The organism is Cellulomonas phragmiteti, from assembly GCF_016862775.1.
Lineage (GTDB): Bacteria > Actinomycetota > Actinomycetes > Actinomycetales > Cellulomonadaceae > Cellulomonas > Cellulomonas phragmiteti.
The window spans coordinates 101,098-123,732 of sequence record NZ_BONP01000008.1 but is presented as its reverse complement, the minus strand read 5'-3'; the positions used below and the strand labels follow the sequence as shown (position 1 = coordinate 123,732).

Sequence of the window (22,635 nt, the reverse complement as noted above, 5' to 3'; positions counted from 1 at the left end):
TCCGGGCAGGGGTCCAGGGCCGGCGGCGGGCTAGGGTGGATCCGTGACGATCGCTCCCGAGGGACGCCGGATGCTCCGGGTGGAGGCCCGCAACGCCGCCACCCCGATCGAGAAGAAGCCGGAGTGGATCCGCACGCGCGCCACCACGGGCCCGGAGTACAGCGAGCTCAAGGGCCTGGTGCGCCGCGAGGGCCTGCACACGGTGTGCGAGGAGGCGGGCTGCCCCAACATCTTCGAGTGCTGGGAGGACCGCGAGGCCACCTTCCTCATCGGGGGTGACCAGTGCACGCGGCGCTGCGACTTCTGCCAGATCGACACCGGCAAGCCGGCCGACCTGGACACCGACGAGCCGCGCCGCGTCGCGGAGTCGGTCCAGGCCATGGGCCTGAAGTACTCGACGATCACGGGCGTCGCCCGCGACGACCTGCCCGACGGCGGGGCGTGGCTGTACGCCGAGACCGTCCGTCAGATCCACGCGCTGAACCCCGGCACCGGCGTCGAGCTGCTGATCCCCGACTTCAACGCCGTGCCCGAGCTGCTCGACGTCGTCAACGAGTCGCGCCCCGAGGTGCTGGCCCACAACCTCGAGACCGTGCCGCGGATCTTCAAGCAGATCCGCCCGGCGTTCCGGTACGAGCGCTCCCTGTCCGTGCTGACGCGGGCGCGCGAGGCCGGCCTGGTCACCAAGTCCAACCTCATCCTCGGCATGGGCGAGACGACCGAGGAGGTCGTCGAGGCGCTGCGCGACCTGCACGAGGCGGGGTGCGACCTCATCACCATCACGCAGTACCTGCGGCCGTCCGTGCGCCACCACCCGGTCGACCGGTGGGTGCGCCCCGAGGAGTTCGTCGAGCTCTCGGACGAGGCGGAGCGGATCGGGTTCCTCGGGGTGATGTCCGGGCCGCTGGTGCGCTCGTCGTACCGCGCCGGGCGCCTGTGGGGCCAGGCGATGCGCCGACGCGGGCTCGAGATCCCGGCCGCGCTGGCCCACCTCGGGGAGCCGACGACGGCCCGCCAGGAGGCGTCGGCGCTGATCGCCCGCACCACGGCGGGCTGACGCGGACCCGGGCCGGTCGCACCGGCACGCGCCGGTAGACTCCCGGGTCATGGCACGCGAGCGCTCCACGTCCCCGCAGGGCTCCTCCCCGACGGGGGCGGGCACCGGGAAGGTCAAGAAGACCCGCTGGTACCACCAGGTCTGGCAGGCCTACCAGGTGACCCGGCAGTCCGATCCCGCGGTCACCTGGATCATGCTGGGCGTCGTCGTCGCGGTCGTCACGCTCGGTGTGGTGATCGGCATGCTCATCGGCCAGCTGGTCTACGTGCTGGTCCTCAGCATCCCGTTCGCGCTGCTCGGGGCGATGTTCGTGCTCGCGCGGCGTGCCGAGACCGCCGCGTACACCCGCATCGACGGGCAGCCCGGCGCCTCGCTGGCCGCACTGGGGACCCTGCGTCGCGGCTGGACCTTCACGCAGGAGCCCGTCGCCGTCGACCCGCGGACGCAGGACCTGGTGTTCCGCGGTGTCGGGCGCCCGGGCGTCGTGCTCGTCGGCGAAGGGCCGGCGCACCGCATCGGCAAGCTCCTCGAGGCCGAGCGCAAGCGCACGGCGCGCGTCGTGTCCGGGGCACCGATCCACCTCATCCAGGTGGGCGACGGCGAGGGCCAGGTCCCGCTGCGCAAGCTGCCGCGCGAGGTCAGCCGGCTCAAGGGGCGGCTGACCAAGGACGAGGTCGCCGTCGTGCTGCGCCGCGTGACGTCCCTCGGTGGCGCCAAGCTGCCCGTGCCGAAGGGCATCGACCCGACCCGTGCCCGCCCTGACCGCAAGGGGATGCGCGGTCGCTGACGGCGTGCGCCGTCCGGCGCCGCTCGTCGGGGTGCGTCAGCGCCGGACGAGGACCGTGCCCGCGGCGCGGTCGTGCAGGCCGCGACCGTCGCCGTCCCACACCGCGGCGGGCAGGACGAGGCAGAGCAGCGCCGTGCGCACGAGCGCGGACAGCAGACCGGGCGACCCGGCCCGCACGGTCGGCGACGCCCCGGGTGCGGCAGGCACGACGCGCTGCACCTGCAGGCCCAGCAGCCGGTGACCCAGGGTGTGGCCGAGCGTCGCGACGAGCACGAGGTTCTCGACCGCGAAGACCGCCAGCGTGCCGAGCGAGTCACCGCGCAGCAGGAAGAGCCCGTCGGCGCGCGCCGGCAGCAGCAGCGCCGACACGGCGAGGCAGGCGACCCAGTCGACCGTGAGGGCGGCCATGCGGCGCCCCAGGCGGGCGAGCGAGCCCGGCCCCGCGGCGGGCAGGCCCAGTCGGGTCCCGCGCGCGGCACCGTCGTCGCCGCCCCCCGGACCCCCCTCGAGCCACGAGCCCACCGAGTCACGCGTCACCATGCGTTCAGCGTACGTGGGGCCGCGGATCACCGGACACACCGGCCGTGTCGTGCGATCGTTACCTCGCACGCAGGTCCGTAACCTCCCGGAAACAGTGAGGCCACGGCGGGGAAACGCCCCGCTCCTAGCCTCGCTCTGCCCGGGACGACCGGGCACCATCGACCGAGGAGCAGCGGATGTTCACGAAGCCAGAGGAAGTCCTGGCGTTCATCAAGAGCGAGGACGTCAAGTTCGTCGACGTGCGGTTCTGTGACCTGCCGGGCGTGATGCAGCACTTCAACGTGCCGGCCTACTCGCTCGACCTGGACTTCTTCACGGACGGCCAGATGTTCGACGGGTCGTCGATCCGCGGCTTCCAGGCGATCCACGAGTCGGACATGAAGCTGATGCCCGACGTGACGACGGCGTACATCGACCCGTTCCGCGTCGAGAAGACCCTGAACATCAACTTCCACATCGTCGACCCCTACACCGACGAGCCCTACAGCCGCGACCCGCGTCAGGTCGCCGCCAAGGCCGAGGCGTACCTCAAGTCGACCGGCATCGCGGACACCGCGTTCTTCGCGCCCGAGGCCGAGTTCTACATCTTCGACGACATCCGGTTCCAGACCCGCCAGGACGCGTCGTTCTACTACATCGACTCCATCGAGGCGGCGTGGAACACGGGCCGCAAGGAGGAGGGTGGCAACCTCGGCCACAAGACGCCCTACAAGGGCGGCTACTTCCCCGTCTCGCCGGTCGACCACTTCGCGGACCTGCGCGACCAGATCTCCCTGCAGCTCGACGCCCTGGGCCTGCAGGTCGAGCGCGCGCACCACGAGGTCGGCACGGCCGGCCAGGCCGAGATCAACTACCGGTTCGACACGCTCGCCAAGTCCGCGGACAAGGTGCAGCTGTTCAAGTACGTCGTCAAGAACGTCGCGCACGAGAACGGCCACACGGCGACGTTCATGCCGAAGCCGCTCTTCGGCGACAACGGCTCGGGCATGCACGTGCACCAGTCCCTGTGGAAGGACGGCGAGCCGCTGTTCTTCGACGAGAAGGGCTACGGCGGCCTGTCGGACGTCGCCCGCTGGTACATCGGCGGCCTGCTCAAGCACGCGCCCTCGCTGCTCGCGTTCACCAACCCCACGGTGAACTCGTACCACCGCCTCGTTCCCGGCTTCGAGGCCCCCGTCAACCTGGTCTACTCGGCGCGCAACCGCTCCGCGTGCATCCGCATCCCGGTGACCGGCTCGAACCCGAAGGCCAAGCGCGTCGAGTTCCGCGTGCCGGACCCGTCGTCGAACCCGTACCTGGCGTTCGCGGCCATGCTGATGGCCGGTCTCGACGGCATCCAGAACCGGATCGAGCCGCCGGACCCGGTCGACAAGGACCTCTACGAGCTCCCCCCCGAGGAGCACGCCCTCATCCAGCAGGTCCCGGGCTCCCTGTCCGAGGTCCTCGACAACCTCGAGCGCGACCACGACTTCCTGACGGCCGGCAACGTCTTCACGCCGGACCTCATCCAGACGTGGATCGACTACAAGCGCTCGGCAGAGGTCGACCCGATCCGGCTGCGCCCGCACCCGCACGAGTTCGAGCTCTACTACGACGTCTGATCGGCTGCTCCCGATCAGTTCGGCACCGAGGGGCGTCCCGTCAGGGGCGCCCCTCGTGGCGTGCGTGGAGCACGTGGCGTGCGGGGAGCAGCCAGCGGTCGATCGCGACCTCGAGCAGGACCCGCGGCCCGTCCTGACGCTCGTCCGCGGCGTCCCAGCCGCCGTACTTGACGGCGAACGCGTGCAGCAGCCGCGGGTGGGTGTCGATCGGCAGCACCCGGGCACGTCCCTGTGCGACCGCGGGTCGTGCGCCCGAGCCGTCGACGGCGATCGCCACCCGCGGGTCGTGCTGGATGTTCGTCACCTTGACGTTCACCGTCGAGCTGGCGATCCAGCAGGTCCCGCCCTCGAGGAGGAACCACACGGGCGTGACGTGGGGCGAGCCGTCGCGCCGGAGCGTGGTGAGCCAGACGCAGGCCGCGTCGGACGCCCCCGACGGGGGTGCCACCTCGCGCTCAGCGGGCACCCGGGACCCGTCGCACCCGCAGCGCCCGCAGGTCGTAGCCCTGGCTGACGTCGTTCCACCGCACGCGCGGCGGGCCTGCTGCCGCGAGGTCGTCGCGGAGCAGGGCGGAGACGAAGATCTCGGCCTCCATCGACGCCAAGGGCGCACCCGGGCACCGGTGGTGGCCGTCACCGAACGCGAGCACGACCGGCCCGACCGCGCGCGCCAGCGGTCGCGCCGGGCACAGCCCGAGCGGGTCGTCGCCGGCGACCCGCCCGTCGGCGTTCACGGCGCGCAGGTCGATGTCGAGCAGCGCGCCGACGGGCACGTCGACCGGCCCGTCGGGCCCGTCCAGCGTCAGCGGCTCCGTCGTGCGGCGCAGCAGGTGGCCGACGACCGGCTCGAGGCGCAGCACCTCCTCGATGATCGCCACGCGCCCGTCCCGGTCGCTCGCTCGGTACCGGGCCAGCAGCGCGTCGTCGTCCAGCAGGTGCCACACCGCGACCGTCATGAGCTCGCGGGTGGTGGCCATGCCGGCGGCGGCGTACGTCACGCACTCGGTGAGGATGTCGAGGTCGGTGTAGCCGTCGTCGAGGAGCCGGCTGATGAGGTCGTCCCGACGGCGCCGACGGCGTGCACGGATCGCCGGCTTCACGTCCAGGAGGAAGAACCGCAGCATCGCGGTGCTGCGGCGTGCCGCGCCCCAGCGCGCCAGCACGGAGGAGCCACCGGTCGTGGGCTCGAAGAACTCGTCGAGCCGACGCCGCATACCGGGTGACGCACCGTGGTCGAGACCGATGACGCGTGAGGTGACCTCGACCGCCATCTGCATGGTCAGCCGCGACAGGTCCGTCCAGCGGTCGGGCCGGACCTCGACGACGAGCCGGTCTGCCGTCTCCTGCATCCAGTCGCGGTAGCCCTCGACGACGCGCGGGGCGAACAGCCGCGCCGACGCGCGACGCTGCGCGTGGTGCGCGTCGCCCTCGAGGTACAGGATCGGCGGGCGGATCCGCACGGGGCCCGCGCCCAGGCCGTCGGCACCGAACCCCGCCTGCCGGGTGCCGTCGGGGCGGCGCAGGACGGCACGCGCCAGCGCGTACGAGCGGATGCGCCAGCGCGGCGCCCCGCCGTCCACGCTCGCCAGGTCGGGGACGAGTCCGTCGTCGGGCTGCGTCAGCTTGCGCACCGGGCACGTGCCCGGTGCGCCACGCGTCTGCCCGTCCGCGGTGGCCGTCACCCGATCGACTGTAGGCGTCACCCGGGCGGACGACCAGCGGTCGTCTCAGCCGTAGAAGACCCGCTCGACGACCATGCGGGCACGCCGTGCCGTGCGCAGGTACGTCTCCTCGAGCATCGCCCCCGACCCCGCGGACCCGCCGAGCACGTGCGCGACACCGGCGAGGGCGGTGCGGTCGTGCGGCAGGACGTCCGCGTGCGCCCCCTCCGCGCGGCCGGTCCACAGCACGTTCGCGTCCCGGACCCGGGAGGCGAGCTCCCACGCCTCCCGCAGGACGGTCGTGTCCGCGTCGTCGAGGAGCTCCGCGTCGCGGGCGGCGTCGAGAGCGTCGAGGGTCGACGTGGTCCGCAGGGCGGGGACCTCGTGCGCGTGCTGCAGCTGGAGGAGCTGCGCCGTCCACTCGACGTCGCTGATGCCGCCGCGGCCGAGCTTGACGTGGCGGAGCGGGTCGACGCCGCGGGGCAGCCGCTCGGCCTCCACCCGCGCCTTGATGCGCCGCACCTCGCGCACGGTCGCCGGGTCCAGGCCGCCCGGCGGGTAGCGCAGCGGGGCGATGAGCTCGATGAAGCGCTCCCCCAGCCCGGTGTCGCCGGCGACGGGCCGCGCCCGGAGCAGCGCCTGGCTCTCCCACGGCGACGACCAGCGCTGGTAGTACTCGACGTAGGCGTCGAACGACCGTGCGAGCGGTCCGTTGCGCCCCTCGGGCCGCAGGTCGGCGTCCACGCTGAGCGTCGGCTCGGGCCCCATGCTCCCGAGCAGCTGACGCACCCGGGACGCGACGGCGACGGCGAAGTCCTGGGCGATCTTCCCGTCGGCGCCCGGCAGCGGGTCGTGGACGAACAGCACGTCCGCGTCCGACGAGTAGCTCATCTCGCGTCCGCCGAGCCGGCCCATCGCGACCACGAGCACGCGCGTGGGGTCGGCCTCGAGGCCCATGGTGGTGCGGACGTCGGTCAGGGCGACGCGCAGCGTCCCCGCGAGGACCGCGTCCGCGGTGATGGTCAGGCTCTGCGCCGCACGCACACCCGTGGTCACCCCGAGGACGTCGGCGACCGCCGTGCGCGCCAGCTCGCGGCGCCGCAGCGCCCGCAGGGCGGTGACGGCCGGGACGGCCTCGTCGGCGCGCCGCAGCACCGCGTCGGCCTCCGCCGCGAGGCGCTCCGCCGAGCGGGGCGCGAGCTCGGCGTCGTCGTCGAGCCACGTCACCGACTCCGGGGAGCGCCGCAGCGCGTCGGCGGCGTAGCGCGACGTGGACAGGACCTGCGCGAGCCGCTGCGCCGCCGTGCCGGAGTCGCGCAGGAGCTTGAGGTACCAGTGCGTGGTCCCCAGCTGGTCGGACAGGCGCCGGAACGCCAGCAGCCCGCCGTCGGGGTCGGCGCCGTCCGCGAACCACCCGAGCATCACCGGCAGCAGCTGCCGCTGGATCGCGGCGCGTCGGGACACCCCGTCGGCGAGCGCGGCGATGTGCCGCACGGCGCCGGCCGGGTCCCGGTAGCCGATCGCGGCGAGCCGCGCGCGGGCGGCCTCCGGCGCGAGGCTCGCCTCGGCCGTCGACAGCCGTGCCGTCGCCGGCAGCAGCGGGCGGTAGAAGAGCTCCTCGTGCAGCCGCCGCACGTCACGACGCGTCGTGCGCCAGCGTTCGAGCAGGCCCGCGGGTCCCTCGACCCGCATGCCCATCGTCCGCGACAGCCGTCGCAGGTCGGCCTCGGCGGTGGGCACCAGGTGCGTGCGCTGCAGGCGGTGCAGCTGGATCCTGTGCTCCATCATCCGCATCCAGCGGTAGCAGACGGCCAGCTGGGCGGCGTGCTGACGCCCCACGTACCCGCCGGCGGCGAGCGCGGCGAGCGCGGTCAGCGTGCTGGGGCTGCGGATGGAGTCGTCGGCGCGCCCGTGCACGAGCTGGAGGAGCTGCACCGTGAACTCGACGTCCCGCAGCCCTCCGACGCCGAGCTTGAGCTGGCGGTCCGCCTCGGCGCGCGGGACGTGCGCCTCGACGCGGCGGCGCATCGCCTGCGAGTCCTCGACGAAGTTCTCGCGCTGCACCGCCGACCACACCAGCGGGTTGACGGTCTCGACGTACGCGAGCCCCAGCTCGTGGTCCCCGGCCAGGGGGCGTGCCTTGAGCAGCGCCTGGAACTCCCACGTCCGGGCCCACCGCTCGTAGTAGGCGCGGTGGCTGGCCAGGGTCCGCACGAGCGGACCGTCCTTGCCCTCGGGTCGCAGCGCGGCGTCCACCGGCCACAGCGCGGGCTCACCCGCCGGCGCCGAGCACGCGCGTGCCAGGCCGGCGGCGAGCCGCGCACCGGCGACCATCGCCTCGTCCTCGTCGGTGCCCGCGACGGGCTCGGCGACGTACACCACGTCGACGTCCGACACGTAGTTCAGCTCGCGCCCCCCGGCCTTGCCCATCCCGATGACCGCGAGCCGGACCCCGCGCCCCTCGTCCTCGAGGTCGGCGCGCGCGACGGCGAGCGCGGCCTCGAGCGCGGCCGCCGCGAGGTCGGCCAGCGCGGCGCCGACGCCCGGGAGGCGGCTGAGCGGGTCGTCCGCGGTGAGGTCCGTCGCCGCGATGCGCAGCAGGCGGGTGCGGTAGGCGCATCGCATCGCGTCGACGCCGGCCACGCCCGCGAGCCCCGCCACGGGCACGTCGGCGTCGGGGTCCGCGTCCACGGCACGCAGCAGCTCGGCACGGACGTCGCGGCACGGGACGCCGATGCCGGACGCGGGGTCCGCGACGACCCGCAGGTTGCCGGGGTGGGCGGCCAGCGTGTTGCCGATCGCGAGCGACGCCCCGGTCACCGCCAGCAGGCGCGTGCGGCCAGGTCCCGGCTCGGCCAGGAGCTCTCGCAGCAGGTGCGACAGCTCCGGGTCCCGCTGGACGGCGCCCGCGATCTTCGCGACCGCCAGCAGCGCCTCGTCGGGGTCACCGACCTCGGAGAGGTCGCCGACGACGTGGTCGGCGACCCCGGGGTCGACGTCGGTCAGTGCCGCGTCGGCCAGCAGCCGCTCGGCGCGCGGCACGTCCGCCACGCCCACGCGCGTCAGACGCGTCGCGAGCGAGGCCCCACGTCCGGTCGGCGTGGACATGGCGTCAGATCAGCGGCAGGAACCGCTGCAGCTCGTACGGCGTCACCTGGGCCCGGTACTCGGCCCACTCCTGGCGCTTGTTGCGCAGGAAGTAGTCGAACACGTGCTCGCCCAGCGTCTCGGCCACCAGCTCGGAGCGCTCCATGACCTCGATCGCCGCCTCGAGCGACGTCGGCAGCGGCTCGATGCCGAGCGCCTTGCGCTCCGCGTCGGTCAGCTCCCACACGTCGTCCTCGGCGCCCTCGGGCAGCTCGTACTCCTCCTCGATGCCCTTGAGCCCGGCGGCGAGCAGCAGCGCGAACGCCAGGTAGGGGTTGGTCGCCGAGTCCACGCCGCGGTACTCGACGCGGCTCGAGTTGCCCTTGCCGGGCTTGTACATCGGCACCCGGACGAGCGCCGAGCGGTTGTTGTGCCCCCAGCAGATGAAGCTCGGCGCCTCGGCGCCGCCCCACAGCCGCTTGTAGGAGTTGACGAACTGGTTCGTCACCGCCGTGATCTCGGCCGCGTGGATCAGCAGCCCCGCGATGAACGAGCGCGCGACCTTCGACAGCTCGAGCGGCGCACCGGGCTCGTGGAACGCGTTGCGGTCACCCTCGAAGAGCGAGACGTGCGTGTGCATGCCGGAGCCCGGCTGGTCCGCCAGCGGCTTGGGCATGAAGGAGGCGAACACGCCCTGCTCGAGCGCCACCTCCTTGACCACGGTGCGGAACGTCATGATGTTGTCCGCCGTCGTCAGCGCGTCGGCGTACCGCAGGTCGATCTCGTTCTGCCCCGGACCCGCCTCGTGGTGGGAGAACTCCACCGAGATGCCCATCGACTCGAGCATCGTGATCGCGGCGCGCCGGAAGTCGTGCGCGGTGCCGCGCGGCACGTGGTCGAAGTAGCCACCCTGGTCGACCGGCACGAGCGGGCGGGTCGGGTCCGCGGGTGCGTCGAAGAGGTAGAACTCGACCTCGGGGTGCGTGTAGAAGGTGAAGCCGCGATCGCTCGCCCGGTCCAGCGCCCGCTTGAGCACGTAGCGCGAGTCCGCCAGGGACGGCTCGCCGTCCGGTGTCAGCAGGTCGCAGAACATGCGCGCGGTGCCGTGGCGCTCACCCCGCCAGGGCAGGATCTGGAACGTCGACGGATCCGGCTTGGCGATCATGTCGGCCTCGTACACGCGCGTGAGGCCCTCGATCGCGCTGCCGTCGAACCCGATGCCCTCGCTGAACGCCTGCTCGAGCTCCGCCGGGGCGACCGCCACCGACTTGAGCATCCCGAGCACGTCCGTGAACCACAGACGGATGAAGCGGATGTCCCGCTCCTCGACGGTCCGGAGCACGAACTCCTGCTGCCTGTCCATGCGTACATCCTGCCTGATGACCGGCCGTCCCGGTGCGACCGTCCCGCACGTGGCGGCCCGCAGCTCCTGTGCGGGGACTCACAGCGCCGCGCGGGCGCCCGCGGATAGGCTCGCGGCATGTCGACCAGTGACGCCCCGACGCCCCGACGCGTGCGCGTGCACCACCTGCAGGCCGCCAAGGACCGCGGCGAGCGACTCACCATGCTCACCGCCTACGACGCCCCCACGGCACGGATCTTCGACGAGGCCGGCATCGACATGCTGCTGGTCGGCGACTCGATCGGGAACACCATGCACGGTCACGCCACGACGCTGCCCGTCACGCTCGACGAGATCGTCGTCGCGGCGCGTGCCGTCGCCGGCGCGGTGCGGCGGGCGTTCGTCGTCGCGGACCTGCCGTTCGGCACGTACGAGGCCGGGCCGGAGCAGGCGCTGGCCAGCGCCGTGCGCCTGATGAAAGAGACGGGCGTCGCCGCCGTGAAGCTGGAGGGCGGGCGTCGATCCGTCCCCCAGATCCGCGCGCTGACGCAGGCCGGCATCCCCGTCGTGGCCCACCTGGGCTACACCCCCCAGTCGGAGAACGCGCTGGGCGGCCCGCGCGTGCAGGGTCGCGGCGCGGCGGCCGAGGAGGTCAGCGAGGACGCCGTCGCGGTCACCGACGCCGGCGCGGTCGCGATCGTGCTGGAGATGGTGCCCGCACCCGTCGCGGCCCGCATCACCGAGGTGGTCCGGGTCCCCACCATCGGCATCGGCGCCGGCCCGCAGTGCGACGGGCAGGTGCTGGTGTGGGTGGACATGGCCGGCATGGGCGAGTGGTCGCCGCGGTTCGCCAAGCGGTTCGGCGAGATCGGCGCGGCGCTGACGTCCGCGGCGCGCGACTACGCCGACGAGGTCCGCGCCGGCACGTTCCCCGCCGCGTCGCACGCCTTCGACGCCTGAGCCCGCGCCGCCGGCGCCCGGCGGCCGCTGCCCGGCCGGACGCCGCTCAGGACCGGTCCTCGTCCTCCCACGCCTCGGTCTCGGCCTCCCAGGTCTCGTTGCGCGCACGGGCACGGTCCAGGGCCTCGGCCGCCTCCTCGCGCGTCGCGTAGGGGCCCATGAGCTGTGACGACGTGCTCTGGCGCCCCTCCTCGACCTCGTGGGTGCGGGTGTTGTAGAAGTACTCGCTCACGTGGGCTCCTCCCGTCCGGCGGGCCGGGCAGCCCTGCCGCTACGTAGACTGCCAGGCATGCCGCCGGTCCACCCGCCGCGCACGGCGCTCGTCCCCGGGCAGGTCAGCCCGCGGCGCGCCGTCCCCGCGCACATCCCCCGCCCCGAGTACGTCGACAAGCCGATGCCCGCTCCGTGGCGGGGCTCCGACGTGCTCGACGACGAGTCGGTCGAGCGGGTCCGGGTGGCCGCGCGCATCGCGGCGCAGGCACTGCAGGAGGTCGGTCGGCACGTCGCCCCCGGCGTGACGACCGACGAGCTCGACGCCATCGGCCACGAGTTCCTGCTGGACCACGGCGCGTACCCCTCGACGCTCGGCTACCGCGGCTTCCCGAAGTCGCTGTGCACGTCCGTCAACGAGGTGATCTGCCACGGCATCCCCGACTCGACGGTCCTGCAGGACGGCGACATCGTCAACGTCGACATCACCGCGTACACCGGCGGCATGCACGGCGACAACAACGCCACCTTCCTCGTCGGCGACGTCGACGAGGAGTCACGGCTGCTCGTCGAACGCACCGCCGAGGCCCTGCGGCGCGCGATCTCCGCGGTGCGGCCGGGACGCGAGATCAACGTCGTCGGCCGCGTCATCGAGAAGTTCGCGGCCCGGTTCGGCTACGGCGTGGTGCGGGACTTCACCGGCCACGGCGTGGGCCCCGCGTTCCACACGGGGCTCATCGTGCCGCACTACGACGCGGCACCCGAGTACGCGACCGTCATCGAGCCGGGCATGGTCTTCACCATCGAGCCGATGCTCGACCTGGGCACCGCCGACTGGGAGATGTGGGACGACGGGTGGACGGTCGTCACCGCCGACCGCCGCCGGTCGGCGCAGTTCGAGCACACCCTGCTGGTCACCGACACCGGAGCGGAGATCCTGACGCTGCCATGAGCAACGACGCGAAGCACAAGCACCACGAGGTCGGCACGGCGTTCGGCATCGACATCGGCGGGTCCGGCATCAAGGGCGCGCCGGTCGACCTCGCCTCCGGGGACTTCACCGGGGACCGCGTGCGGATCCCCACACCGCAGCCCGCGACTCCCCCGGCGGTAGCCCGGACCGTGGCCGAGGTCGTCGACTCGTTCGACCTCGACAAGGACGTCCCCATCGGCGTGACCTTCCCCGCCGTGATCCTGCACGGGGTCGCGCAGTCGGCGGCGAACGTCGACGACTCCTGGATCGGCACGGACGTGGCCGCGACGATCGGCGCGGCCACGGGCCGCCAGGTGGTGGCCGTGAACGACGCGGACGCCGCCGGCTACGCCGAGGTCGTGTACGGCGCCGCGAAGGACGTGCCCGGGGTCGTGCTGGTCGTCACGCTGGGCACCGGTATCGGGTCGGCGCTCGTCGTGGACGGCGTGCTCGTCCCGAACACCGAGCTGGGGCACCTGGAGATCGACGGCCACGACGCCGAGTCGCGTGCGTCGGACGCCGCCCGGGACCGCGACGGCCTGACGTTCGAGCAGTGGGCGGCGCGGCTGCAGCGCTACTTCTCGGTCGTCGAGAACCTGTTCTGGCCGGACCTCATCGTCGTCGGGGGCGGGGTGAGCAAGAAGCACGAGCAGTTCCTGCCGCTGCTGGACCTGCGCACCCGCATCGTGCCCGCCGGGCTGCGCAACGCCGCCGGGATCGTCGGGGCCGCGAGGCTGGCCGCGACCGACCGGCGCTGAGCCCGCGCAACTCACCCTGCCCGACCTCGGGACAGCGAACCTACGGTCGCGTAGGGTAGGGGCATCCGCACGACGAGCACCCGCTCCACCCCACGGCTGGGAAGTCGAATCAGCCCTGGAGGTCATGTGGCTGCTGCACCCGTATCTGCGCCCCCCGTCCCGACGCGCCCCCGTCAGGCGGCGGCGACCGGCAGCTACCACGAGCTGTCCGCCCAGGTGCGCGAGGCAGGCCTGCTCGACCGTACCCCCGGCTTCTACATCTCCCTGCTCGCGGGTCTGACCACGCTGCTCGCCGGCCTGGTCACGGCGTTCGTGCTGCTCGGGGACTCCTGGTGGCAGCTGCTGGTCGCCGCCGGCCTCGGCCTGGTCCTCACGCAGTTCGCGTTCGTCGCCCACGAGGCGTCGCACCGCCAGGTGCTGCTGACCGGCCCCGCCAACGACCGCCTCGGCCGTGCGCTCGCCAACGGCGTCGTCGGCATCAGCCACTCCTGGTGGATGACCAAGCACACGCGGCACCACGCGAACCCCAACCGCGTCGGCAAGGACCCGGACATCGAGTGGGACACGATCTCCTTCCTCGAGGAGGACGCCGCGAAGCAGCGGGGCCTCATGGCCGCCATCACCCGCAAGCAGGGGTGGCTGTTCTTCCCGCTGCTGACGCTCGAGGGCGTCAACCTGCACGTCCTGGCGTACAAGAGCCTCATCGCCGCTCCCGCGTCGCGTGCCCGCACGCTCGAGCTCGTCATCCTCACGGCGCGGCTGAGCATCTACGTCGCCCTCGTGGTCTGGGCGCTCCCGCTGGGCCTGGCCGCGGCGTTCCTCGCCGTGCAGCTCGCCGTCTTCGGCGTCTACATGGGCGCCTCGTTCGCCCCGAACCACAAGGGCATGGCGATCATCCCGGCCGACAGCCGGCTGGACTTCCTGTCCAAGCAGGTGCTCACGTCGCGCAACATCGGCGGTGGCACGTTCGTCACGCAGCTCATGGGCGGCCTGGACGCGCAGATCGAGCACCACCTGTTCCCGAACATGCCGCGCCCCCACCTGGCGCGCGCCCGCAAGCTGGTCCGTGCGCACTGCGAGAGCGTCGGCATGCCGTACACCGAGACCTCGCTCGTACGCTCGTACGCCCTGGTGATCCAGTACCTCAACCGCGTCGGCCTGTCCGCACGCGACCCCTTCGACTGCCCGATGGTCCAGCGGTACCGCCCCCGCTCCACCCGCTGACGTCGCGCGGCGCCCCCAGCGCGGCGTCGCACAGGATCTGCACAGGTCCCGCCGGGAAACCGACCGAGGACGACGCCCGTCTCCCGCACCGCCGCGGTGAGATGGGCGTCGTGCTCCGCGACCTGCGTGCGTCCCTCCCCCGCCCCGGCACGCGCGAGCTCACGGTCGTCGAGGAGCGCATCGACGCGTGGGCCCGTGACCGGCTCGCCCGTCTGCACGCCCGCAGCGTCCGCGCGGGGCTCGTCGAGCTCACGGTGTTCGTGCTCAAGCAGGGCTGGGCCTGCCTCTTCGGAGCGCTGCTGCTCGCGCTGCTGCTCGCCGCGCGCTTCTGGTACCCCGACGACGCGTGGCTCGTCCGCAACGACGCCCTGACGCTCGCCGCCCTCGCGCTCCAGGTCGGCATGCTCGCGACCCGGCTCGAGACGGTCCGCGAGATGCGCGTCGTCCTGCTGTTCCACGTCGTCGGGACCGTGATGGAGGTGTTCAAGACCGACGTGGGCTCGTGGTCGTACGCCGCCGAGGGCGTGCTGCGGGTGGGGGCCGTGCCGCTGTTCTCGGGGTTCATGTACGGCGCCGTCGGCTCGTACCTGGTCCGGGTGTTCCGGATCTTCGAGCTGCGGTTCGACCGGTACCCGCGCCGCTGGGTCACGGCCGTGCTCGCGACGGCGATCTACGCCAACTTCTTCACGCACCACTGGGTCGCGGACGTCCGGTGGCTCCTGCTCGCGGGCGTCGTCCTCGTGTACGGGCGGACCGTCATGCACTTCCGGGTGCACGCCCGGCGGCTGCGGATGCCGATCCTGCTGGCCTTCACCCTGGTCGCGTCGTTCATCTGGGCGGCCGAGAACGTCGCGACGTTCGCCGGAGCGTGGCTCTACCCCTCGCAGGTCGACGGCTGGCACGTCGTCGGTGGCAGCAAGCTCGTGTCGTGGTTCCTGCTGATGATCATCTCGGTCGTGCTCGTCGCGTGGGTGTACCCGCCGAGGCCGCCGGCGGAGGCGTCCCCGGCGGGCGGATGAGCCAGCCGGTACGCCGGGTTCTGTCCCCGCGCGCGGTCTCCCCCGCGCGGGTGGCGACCATCCATCTACGACGTACGTTGCCGCACGCCTCCAGCGGCCTACCCGGGAGCTCGGGCGGGCAACCCTCGAACGCTCCCTGTCTGGCCTTGCTCCGGGTGGGGTTTGCCGAGCCGCACCGGTCACCCGGCACGCTGGTGGGCTCTTACCCCACCGTTTCACCCTTACCGCGTCGTCCCGGCGAGCCGGTCCGTCGCGGCGGTCTGTTCTCTGTGGCACTGTCCCGCGGGTCACCCCGGGTGGGCGTTACCCACCACCCTGCCCTACGGAGCCCGGACGTTCCTCGGCAGGACCACAAGGGCCCTGACGCGGCCGCCTGGCTGACTCATCCGCGCCGGTCAGCCTACCGGTGTCAGACGTCGACCCGGTACGGCAGGGTCAGCTCGTCTCCCGCGACGCCCCGGATCCCCCAGTGCGTGGGCGGGCTCTCGAGGATCACGACCTCGAGGTCGTCGGCGGCCAGGCCGAGCGCCGGCGCGACGTCGTCGAAGAACGCGGTGACGAGGGCGCGGACCGCGCCCGGGCTGCGGCCCGTGAAGCACACGACCTCGACGACGAGGTACTCCGCCGAGCGCGGGGCGACGAGGTCCTCGTCGTCCAGCAGCAGGAACCGGTGGAACCGCTTCTCGCGGGGCAGTCCCCACACGCCGACGAGGGCGGCGTGCACGGCGTCGGAGACCTCACCGCGTCGGTCGGCCCACACCGAGCGTCGGCCGTACACCTTGACCTGGGCCATCTCACACCCTCACGTCGCCGGGACAGCGGGACGGCCAACGTACCCTCGTGCGGTGCTCGTGCTGCTGCCGCCCTCGGAGGGCAAGACGCCCGCACCGCCGACCGCTGCCCCGCTCGACCTGGCGTCGCTGTCGCACCCGGGTCTGACGCCGCTGCGCGAGAAGGTGATCGACGCGCTCGTCGAGGTCAGCGCCCGGCCGGACGCGTGCGAGGTGCTCGGTGTCTCCCCCGGCCTCGCGGAGGAGGTCGCGCGCAACGTCGCGCTGCGCAGGGCCGGCGCGGCCCGCGCCTCCCGGGTGTACTCCGGTGTCCTGTACGGCGCGGCCGGGCTGGACCGGCTCACGCCCGCGGCGCGAGCCAGGGCGGTCACGAGCGTGCGTGTCGTGTCGGCGCTGTGGGGTGTGCTGACCGTCGACGACGTCGTCCCGGCGTACCGCCTGGCGATGGGCACCGACCTGCCGGGCATCGGGCTCCTCGCCGCCGCGTGGCGTGGCCCGCTGGGCGTCGAGCTGACCGCGCGGGTCGACGGCGACCTCGTCGTGGACTGCCGGTCGGCGGCGTACCGCGCGGCGTGGACGCCGCCGCCCGGCACGCGGTGGGTGGACGTGCGCGTGCTGCGCGAGGTCGACGGCCGCCGTGCGGTCGTCTCGCACCACGCCAAGCACACGCGTGGCGTGCTGACCCGCCACCTCGTCACGCGTCGGGGGCGCGAGCCGCGCGACGCCGACGAGCTCGCGCACGCCGCGAGCGCCCTGGTCGGCGACGCGCTGATCGCCGTCGAGCTCGGCCCCGAGCCCCGTCGGGGCGCGCGCACCCTGTCGCTCGTGGTCGCGTAGCCCTCCTCGGGTCACCGCGCCGCCGTCACCAGCCCTCGCTGGGGGCGCCGGCGACGGCGATCTCGTCCCGACGGTCCGCGAAGAGGCGGACGATGCTGACGGAGGCCGGGGCGACGCGCAGCTGGCTCCACGTCCCGGGGTGCGCCCCCATGGTCACGCCCAGCGCGGCGCGGATCGCGACGGCGTGCGACACGACCACCACGGTGCGAGGACCACCCGCCAGGAGCCCGTCGAGGCCCGCACGCAGGCGCACCCCGACGTCCGCGATGGACTCCCCGCCGGGCGGGCGGACCCGGCCGTCGGTGTGCCAGGGCTCGAGCTCGCCGGGCCACCGCTCCTCGATCTCGTCGGCCGTCAGGCCCTGCCACTGCCCGAAGTCCGCCTCCTGGAACGCCGCGTCGGTCCGCACGTCGAGCCCCAGCCGGGCGGCGATGATCGCGGCCGTCTCCTGCGTCCGCACCATCGGCGACGCGACGACCTCGCTCGGGTAGTCGATGTCACCCCACAGGTCGCGGCCCACACGGTCCACCAGCGCCGCGGCGGCAGCCGCCTGTCCGCGGCCGAGCTCGTCCAGCGACGGCCCGGGCTCCGAGGAGCCCGAGTAGCCGCGCGAGACCGTCATCGAGGTCTGCCCGTGCCGGACGAGGACCACCGTGGTCGGCTCGTCGTCGTCGAAGCGCGGCGAGGTGCCCGACGGGCGCGCGGCGCGACGCCGCACGGTCTGCTCGGCGGTGCCGCCGTCGGTCCGGCGGGCGTCGGGTGCGGGTGCGTTCATCACCCCCGCAGTCTTCGCCGCGGCACCCGTCCTGGTCCAGCCGGGGCGCGTCGCCGGTCAGGCGTCGGTGAGGCGCACCAGGATCCGTCCGCACTCCTCGCACCGGACCACGGCGTCCGCGGGCCGTGCCCGGATCGCCTCGAGGTCCAGGGGGTTGAGCTCGAGGCGGCACCCCTCGCACCGGTTGCCGCGCAGCGCCGCGGCACCGCTGCCCCCGAGCTGGCCGCGCAGCCGCTCGTAGAGGGCGACGAGCCCGGCGTCGAGCCCGTCGGCGGCACGCTCGCGGTCCGCGCGGACGCGCGCCGCCTCGGCGTCGATCTCCGCGTAGCCGGCGGCGCGCTCGGCGACGACCGCGTCACGGTCGGCGACCAGCGCACCCTGCGCCTGCTCCAGGTCCTGCAGCACGGCCTCGTGCGACTCCAGACGCTCCATGACCTCGAGCTCGACGTCCTCGAGGTGCGACTGCCGCGCGGCCAGGCTCGCGAGCTCGCTGGTCAGCGCCTGCGCGTCCTTGGCGCCGACCTGGCCGCCGTCGAGGCGCTGCTGGTCCCGTGCGGCCCGGCTGCGCACCTGCGCGACGTCCGCCTCGGCCTTCGCCAGCTCCGTGCGCAGGTCGGACGCGGCCGTGCGGGACGTCACGAGCGCGGCGTCCAGGTCGGCGAGCCGCCCGTCGAGCTCGACGAGCCGCGCGAGCGCGGGCAGCGTGCGTCGCTTGTGCGCGAGCTGCGCGAGGCGGGTGTCGAGCTCCTGGACGTCGAGGAGTCGGCGCTGGTCGGCGGCGGGGGCGCTCGTCACGTGGTTCCTTCCGGCGGGGACGTCTGCGGCACGTGACCCGTCCACGGGTCGGTGCGCCGCGTGCTGACGCGGGTCTCCACCGTAGTGCCCACGGCCGCCAGGTCCGCGCGCAGCGCGTCGGCGGCGCGCGGCAGCCACAGCCACTCGGACGCGGAGTGCGCGAGGTCGACCAGCGCGGGGCGCGGCGGACCGTCGCCGGCGTCGAAGGCGGCACGTTCCTGCTGCTCCGAGGCCGGGTGGTGCCGCAGGTCGGCGGTCACGTACACGTCGACGTCGGCCGCTCGCACGGCGTCGAACAACGAGTCCCCTGACCCCCCGAGCACCGCCACGCGCCGCACGGGCATGTCGGGGTCGCCCGCGTAGCGCACCCCCTGCGCCGACGCGGGCACGGCCCGGGCGACCGCGGCGGCGAACTCCCGCAGCGGCACGGGCGTCGGCAGCGTGCCCACGCGCCCCAGGCCGGTCGACCCGGGCAGCGCCGCGAGCTCGAGCACGTCGAACGCCGGCTCCTCGTAGGGGTGCGCGGACCGCAGCGCCGCGACGACCCGCCCGCGCAGGTGGCGGGGCGCGACCATCTCGACGCGTGCCTCCACGACGCTCTCGCGCCGTCCGACCTCACCGAGGGCGGGAGTCGCGCCCGGCTGCGGCGTGAAGGTGCCCTCGCCCGTCGTCGTCCACGCGCAGCGCGCGTAGTCCCCGACCTCACCGGCTCCCGCCGCGGCGAGCGCGTCGACCAGTGCCTCGGCCCCGGCGACCGGGACCATGACGACGATCTTGTCGAGCGCGGGCGCGTCGGCGGGCACCAGCGGTGAGGTGCCCTGCAGGCCGACGGCGTCGGCGAGCGCCTCGGCGACACCACCGTGCGCGGCGTCCGCGTTGGTGTGCGCCGCGTAGAGCCCGCACCCGGCCCGCACGAGCCGGTGCAGCAGCGCCCCCTTGAACGTGGTCGCGGCCACGGAGTGCACGGGCCGCAGCAGCAGCGGGTGGTGCGTGACCAGCAGGTCCGCCTCCCACGCGACGGCCTCGTCGACGACGACGGCCACGGGGTCGACGGCGAACAGCACGCGGTGCACGGGCGCGTCGGGGTCGCCGGCCGTCAGTCCCACGCGGTCCCACGACTCGGCGGTCCGGGGCGGGTAGCGGCGCTCGAGGGCGCTGACGACGTCGGCGAGGGTCGCGGTCACGGCAGGACCAGCGCCTTCGTGCACGTCCGCTCGTCCATCGCGCGGTACGCGTCGGCGATGTCGTCGAGCGCGAAGGTCCGGTCGAACACCAGGCCGGGTTCGATGGCCCCGGCCCACACGTCGGGCAGCAGGCCCTCGATGTACCCGCGCACCGGAGCGACGCCTCCGACGACACCCTTGTTCGTCGAGAACATCGTCTGGACGGGCAGCTCCGGGCCACCGGCGGGCACGCCGACGAACCCGACGCGGCCGCCCGGGCGCACGGTGGCCAGCGCCTGCGCCATCGACTCCCGCGTGCCGACGCACTCGAGCACGCCGTCCGGACCGACCCCGCCGAGCAGGTCGACCACGGCGGCGGCGCCCTCGTCGCCGCGCTCGGCGACGACGTCCGTGGCGCCGAACCGCCGCGCGAGTGCCTGCCGCGTGGGGTTGCGGGACATCGCGACGATCCGCTCGGCGCCGAGCCGGCGCGCGGCGATGATGCCGCACAGGCCCACGGCGCCGTCGCCGACGACCGCCACGCTCGACCCGGCGTGCACGCCCGCGGACAGTGCCGCGTGGTGCCCGGTACCGAGCACGTCGGTGAGCGTCAGGACGTGCGGCAGCAGGGCGGCGTCGGGGTGCTCGGGGGTCACGACGAGCGTGCCGTCGGCCAGCGGGACGCGGACGTACTCACCCTGGGCGGCGTCGGAGGCGATGCCCTCGTGGTCGGGCGACCCCCACCAGGCGCCCTGCGCGCACGACGTGTGCACGCCGTTGCGGCAGTGCGCGCACGTGCCGTCGCTGATCGAGAAGGGCGCCACGACGAAGTCCCCGACGCGCACGCGCTGCACGTCGGCGCCGACCTCCTCGACGACGCCCACGAACTCGTGCCCGATGCGCTGCGGCTCCCGCGGGGGGCGCACGCCGCGGTAGCCCCACAGGTCGGAGCCGCAGACGCAGGTCGCTACGACCCGGACGACAGCGTCCGTGGGACGGTGCAGGACGGGGTCCGGCACCTGCTCGACGCGGACGTCACCGGGACCGTGGATGAGGGTGGCTCGCACGTCTCGCAGCCTACGCACGCGAGCGCCCGTCGGCGCCCGGCACACCGCGGCCCTGCGGGTGCCGCGGCCGCGAGCCACCCCGGTAGGCTGACCGACCGCAAGGGCCTGTAGCTCAGTTGGTCAGAGCGCCGCGCTTACACCGCGGAGGTCGCCGGTTCGAGACCGGCCGGGCCCACCCGAGGATCGTTGTCCACACCCAACGACATCACCGGTTCGAGTTCCAGATTCCGTGCTGGGTCGACAGACACATGGCACAGGTCGTAGGTATGTGTGGTCATGCGTCACGTGTCTTCAGCGTGAGATGGGCAGCGAGCGCCATCCAGAGGGTGAAGACCGCCATGATGCCGAGTCCCAGCAGGGGCGGGAATGGACCGGCTCCGGTGATGGTGTACGAGGTCTGCCCGGCGGTGGTGGGCCAGTAGGTGCCGGCAACGTCGCCGAGGATTCCCGGCATGCCCGGCGCGAGAGCGGGAACGAGCAGTCCGACAGTGACGATGATCGCGAGCGCCCCGGAGGAACTGCGCGTGATGGTGCCGAACGCGAGGCCGAGGACAGCGGTGAGGACGAGGTAGGCGACCGCGCAGAGGGTCGCCCGGATGGTGCCGGGGTCGGCGAGACTCGCGGTCGGCAGTCCGGCGGCGGCGAGCGCTACCTGGCTTGCGGCGAAGCTGCATCCCACGATGACGACGGCGGTGGCGAGGGCGACGAGCGCAGCGATGGCCAGCTTGGCCGCCAGGAGCGCTCCGCGCTTGGGGGCGATGGTCAGGCTGGTGATGATCTGTCCGGTGGCGAACTCGCTGGTGATGGCCTGTGCGCCGAGGGTGGCGACGAGGATCTGGCCGACGAGGATGCCTTTGAAGCTGTTGCCGGTGGGGTCGAAATCGGCAGGCAGATCAGCCTGCCAATCGGCCATCAGACCGCTGATGCCGAGGACGCTGACCATCACCGTGACCACGACGGCGGCTATCGCGATGATCCACGTGCTGAGGACGCTGCGGGTCTTGATCCACTCGGAGGCGAGAAGGTTCATGTCAGGCAGCCTCGTGCTCGGTGGCGGTCATGGTCAGGAAGGCGTCTTCGAGGGAGTCCCGAACGAGCGTGAGCTCGGACAGCTCGATCGCGGAGGTGGCGGCGATGTGGCCGACGCGATCGGTCGTCGCGTCGGGGATGGTGAGCACATCAGCGGGTTGCGCGTCTGAGGTGGCGGTGAGCCCGGCGCGCGAGAGCGCGTCGCGCAGCCCGTCCCGGTCGGGCGTGCGGGCGCGGACGTGCTCGCTCGTGTAGGCGGCGATGAACGCCTTCAAGGACTGGTCGGCCAGGAGCCGTCCGTGGTGGATCACGATGAGGTGGTCGGCGGTCAGTTCCATCTCGCCCATCAGGTGGCTGGAGAACAACACCGTGCGACCTTCTGCCGCCAGGTCGCGCATGAGTGAACGCGCCCAGCGGATGCCCTCGGGGTCGAGGCCGTTGAGCGGTTCGTCGAAGATGACGATGCCGGGGTCGCCGATCAGAGCAGTCGCGATGCCGAGCCGCTGCTTCATCCCGAGGGAGAAGTCACCGGCCGGGCGACTCCCGTCGTCTGCCAGGCCGACGAGTTCCAGCGTCTCGGCGACCCGGCTTCGCGGCACGCCCCCGGCGCGAGCGACGGCCGCGAGGTGAGCGGCTGCCGTGCGCCGTGGATGTACCGCGCGTGCGTCGAGCATCGCGCCGACCACGCGCATGGGCTGAGGCAGTTCCGCCAGTCGGTGTCCGTCCACCGTCGCCGCGCCGCTGGTCGGCTTGTCCAAGCCGAGGAACATCCGCAGGGTGGTGGACTTCCCAGCACCGTTCGGACCGAGGAAGCCGGTCACGATGCCCGGCTTGACCTGGAACGAGAGGCCATCCACGGCGGTGATGTCGCCGTAGCGCTTGACGAGTGCATGGGCGTGGAGGGAAGCCGGAGTGGACGTTCGCATGTGACGACACTACACGGTACCGTGTAGTGCTAC

General features: G+C 73.4%; 22 protein-coding genes, 1 tRNA gene and 1 other RNA gene. 10 read left to right on the top strand and 14 right to left on the bottom strand.

What is annotated here, in order from left to right; all coding sequences use genetic code 11:
- The first annotated feature begins 43 nt into the window (after positions 1 to 43).
- The gene (gene lipA, locus Cph01nite_RS08860; RefSeq protein WP_203673326.1) at positions 44 to 1,057 is read left to right on the top strand and encodes a lipoyl synthase; all 1,014 of its coding nucleotides are present in this window, start codon (positions 44 to 46) and stop codon (positions 1,055 to 1,057) included.
- A 49-nt stretch (positions 1,058 to 1,106) separates the two neighbouring features.
- Positions 1,107 to 1,844, top strand: a complete 738-nt coding sequence (locus Cph01nite_RS08855; protein WP_203673325.1) for a DUF4191 domain-containing protein — start codon at positions 1,107 to 1,109, stop codon at positions 1,842 to 1,844.
- A 36-nt stretch (positions 1,845 to 1,880) separates the two neighbouring features.
- On the opposite strand, the gene Cph01nite_RS08850 is transcribed toward Cph01nite_RS08855, so the two are convergent.
- Positions 1,881 to 2,384, bottom strand: a complete 504-nt coding sequence (locus Cph01nite_RS08850) for an RDD family protein (RefSeq protein WP_203673324.1) — start codon at positions 2,382 to 2,384, stop codon at positions 1,881 to 1,883.
- A 176-nt stretch (positions 2,385 to 2,560) separates the two neighbouring features.
- On the opposite strand from Cph01nite_RS08850, the gene glnA reads away from it, so the two are divergent.
- A complete protein-coding gene (gene glnA / locus Cph01nite_RS08845) occupies positions 2,561 to 3,985 on the top strand; it encodes a type I glutamate--ammonia ligase (RefSeq protein ID WP_203673323.1) in 1,425 nt (474 codons plus the stop codon).
- Between the two features lie 40 nt (positions 3,986 to 4,025).
- Here glnA and Cph01nite_RS08840 read toward each other — a convergent pair whose 3' ends face one another.
- From Cph01nite_RS08840 to Cph01nite_RS08825, 4 genes are read right to left on the bottom strand one after another with little or no spacing between them, the layout of a single operon-like run.
- Entirely contained in the window at positions 4,026 to 4,451 is a 426-nt protein-coding gene (locus Cph01nite_RS08840; RefSeq protein ID WP_239069148.1) for a nitroreductase/quinone reductase family protein, read from the bottom strand.
- Entirely contained in the window at positions 4,441 to 5,667 is a 1,227-nt protein-coding gene (locus Cph01nite_RS08835) for a cytochrome P450 (protein ID WP_203673322.1), read from the bottom strand. Before Cph01nite_RS08835 ends, Cph01nite_RS08840 begins: the two co-directional genes overlap by 11 nt.
- Positions 5,668 to 5,712: 45 nt before the next feature.
- Positions 5,713 to 8,754: a bifunctional [glutamine synthetase] adenylyltransferase/[glutamine synthetase]-adenylyl-L-tyrosine phosphorylase gene (locus tag Cph01nite_RS08830; RefSeq protein ID WP_203673320.1), complete on the bottom strand. Its 3,042-nt coding sequence runs from the start codon at positions 8,752 to 8,754 to the stop codon at positions 5,713 to 5,715.
- Positions 8,755 to 8,758: 4 nt separating this feature from the next.
- Entirely contained in the window at positions 8,759 to 10,096 is a 1,338-nt protein-coding gene (locus Cph01nite_RS08825; RefSeq protein ID WP_203673318.1) for a glutamine synthetase family protein, read from the bottom strand.
- A gap of 117 nt (positions 10,097 to 10,213) precedes the next feature.
- Here Cph01nite_RS08825 and panB point away from each other — a divergent pair, with 117 nt between their 5' ends.
- Positions 10,214 to 11,035: a 3-methyl-2-oxobutanoate hydroxymethyltransferase gene (gene panB, locus Cph01nite_RS08820; protein WP_203673316.1), complete on the top strand. Its 822-nt coding sequence runs from the start codon at positions 10,214 to 10,216 to the stop codon at positions 11,033 to 11,035.
- A 46-nt stretch (positions 11,036 to 11,081) separates the two neighbouring features.
- On the opposite strand, the gene Cph01nite_RS08815 is transcribed toward panB, so the two are convergent.
- Positions 11,082 to 11,267 carry an SPOR domain-containing protein gene (locus Cph01nite_RS08815; RefSeq protein WP_203673314.1) on the bottom strand — a complete coding sequence of 62 codons (186 nt, stop codon included), beginning with the start codon at positions 11,265 to 11,267 and terminating at the stop codon, positions 11,082 to 11,084.
- A gap of 57 nt (positions 11,268 to 11,324) precedes the next feature.
- On the opposite strand from Cph01nite_RS08815, the gene map reads away from it, so the two are divergent.
- The 4 genes from map to Cph01nite_RS08795 all read left to right on the top strand — a co-directional run bounded on the left by map (position 11,325) and on the right by Cph01nite_RS08795 (position 15,219).
- Complete coding sequence (gene map, locus Cph01nite_RS08810) at positions 11,325 to 12,197, top strand: type I methionyl aminopeptidase (RefSeq protein ID WP_203673312.1); 873 nt, start codon at positions 11,325 to 11,327, stop codon at positions 12,195 to 12,197.
- A complete protein-coding gene (ppgK, locus tag Cph01nite_RS08805; RefSeq protein WP_203673310.1) occupies positions 12,194 to 12,976 on the top strand; it encodes a polyphosphate--glucose phosphotransferase in 783 nt (260 codons plus the stop codon). Before map ends, ppgK begins: the two co-directional genes overlap by 4 nt.
- 126 nt (positions 12,977 to 13,102) lie before the next feature.
- Entirely contained in the window at positions 13,103 to 14,200 is a 1,098-nt protein-coding gene (locus Cph01nite_RS08800; RefSeq protein ID WP_203673308.1) for a fatty acid desaturase family protein, read from the top strand.
- Between the two features lie 110 nt (positions 14,201 to 14,310).
- A complete protein-coding gene (locus Cph01nite_RS08795; protein WP_239069147.1) occupies positions 14,311 to 15,219 on the top strand; it encodes a DUF817 domain-containing protein in 909 nt (302 codons plus the stop codon).
- Here Cph01nite_RS08795 and rnpB read toward each other — a convergent pair.
- Together rnpB and Cph01nite_RS08785 are read right to left on the bottom strand one after the other, a co-directional pair.
- Positions 15,213 to 15,604: RNase P RNA component class A (gene rnpB / locus Cph01nite_RS08790), an RNA gene on the bottom strand. The genes Cph01nite_RS08795 and rnpB overlap by 7 nt on opposite strands.
- Before the next feature lie 24 nt (positions 15,605 to 15,628).
- Positions 15,629 to 16,012 (bottom strand): tautomerase family protein, encoded by a 384-nt coding sequence (locus Cph01nite_RS08785; protein ID WP_203673304.1) that lies wholly within the window; start codon positions 16,010 to 16,012, stop codon positions 15,629 to 15,631.
- A 52-nt stretch (positions 16,013 to 16,064) separates the two neighbouring features.
- Between Cph01nite_RS08785 and Cph01nite_RS08780 the strand changes: the two genes are divergently transcribed.
- On the top strand, positions 16,065 to 16,847 hold the full coding sequence (locus Cph01nite_RS08780; protein WP_203673302.1) for a YaaA family protein: 783 nt from the start codon (positions 16,065 to 16,067) through the stop codon (positions 16,845 to 16,847).
- Between the two features lie 25 nt (positions 16,848 to 16,872).
- Here Cph01nite_RS08780 and Cph01nite_RS08775 read toward each other — a convergent pair whose 3' ends face one another.
- From Cph01nite_RS08775 to Cph01nite_RS08760, 4 genes are read right to left on the bottom strand one after another with little or no spacing between them, the layout of a single operon-like run.
- Positions 16,873 to 17,622 carry a histidine phosphatase family protein gene (locus tag Cph01nite_RS08775; RefSeq protein WP_203673437.1) on the bottom strand — a complete coding sequence of 250 codons (750 nt, stop codon included), beginning with the start codon at positions 17,620 to 17,622 and terminating at the stop codon, positions 16,873 to 16,875.
- A gap of 57 nt (positions 17,623 to 17,679) precedes the next feature.
- Positions 17,680 to 18,417, bottom strand: a complete 738-nt coding sequence (locus Cph01nite_RS08770; RefSeq protein WP_203673300.1) for a zinc ribbon domain-containing protein — start codon at positions 18,415 to 18,417, stop codon at positions 17,680 to 17,682.
- Positions 18,414 to 19,601 carry a Nif3-like dinuclear metal center hexameric protein gene (locus tag Cph01nite_RS08765; RefSeq protein WP_203673299.1) on the bottom strand — a complete coding sequence of 396 codons (1,188 nt, stop codon included), beginning with the start codon at positions 19,599 to 19,601 and terminating at the stop codon, positions 18,414 to 18,416. Before Cph01nite_RS08765 ends, Cph01nite_RS08770 begins: the two co-directional genes overlap by 4 nt.
- A complete protein-coding gene (locus tag Cph01nite_RS08760) occupies positions 19,598 to 20,647 on the bottom strand; it encodes a zinc-dependent alcohol dehydrogenase family protein (protein WP_203673296.1) in 1,050 nt (349 codons plus the stop codon). The genes Cph01nite_RS08765 and Cph01nite_RS08760 overlap by 4 nt, the downstream gene beginning before the upstream one ends.
- Before the next feature lie 101 nt (positions 20,648 to 20,748).
- Between Cph01nite_RS08760 and Cph01nite_RS08755 the strand changes: the two genes are divergently transcribed.
- Positions 20,749 to 20,822: transfer RNA gene (locus Cph01nite_RS08755), tRNA-Val, on the top strand.
- Between the two features lie 99 nt (positions 20,823 to 20,921).
- On the opposite strand, the gene Cph01nite_RS08750 is transcribed toward Cph01nite_RS08755, so the two are convergent.
- Both Cph01nite_RS08750 and Cph01nite_RS08745 read right to left on the bottom strand, forming a co-directional pair.
- On the bottom strand, positions 20,922 to 21,677 hold the full coding sequence (locus tag Cph01nite_RS08750) for an ABC transporter permease (protein WP_203673294.1): 756 nt from the start codon (positions 21,675 to 21,677) through the stop codon (positions 20,922 to 20,924).
- Position 21,678: 1 nt separating this feature from the next.
- Positions 21,679 to 22,602: an ABC transporter ATP-binding protein gene (locus Cph01nite_RS08745; protein WP_203673292.1), complete on the bottom strand. Its 924-nt coding sequence runs from the start codon at positions 22,600 to 22,602 to the stop codon at positions 21,679 to 21,681.
- Positions 22,603 to 22,635 lie beyond the last annotated feature (33 nt).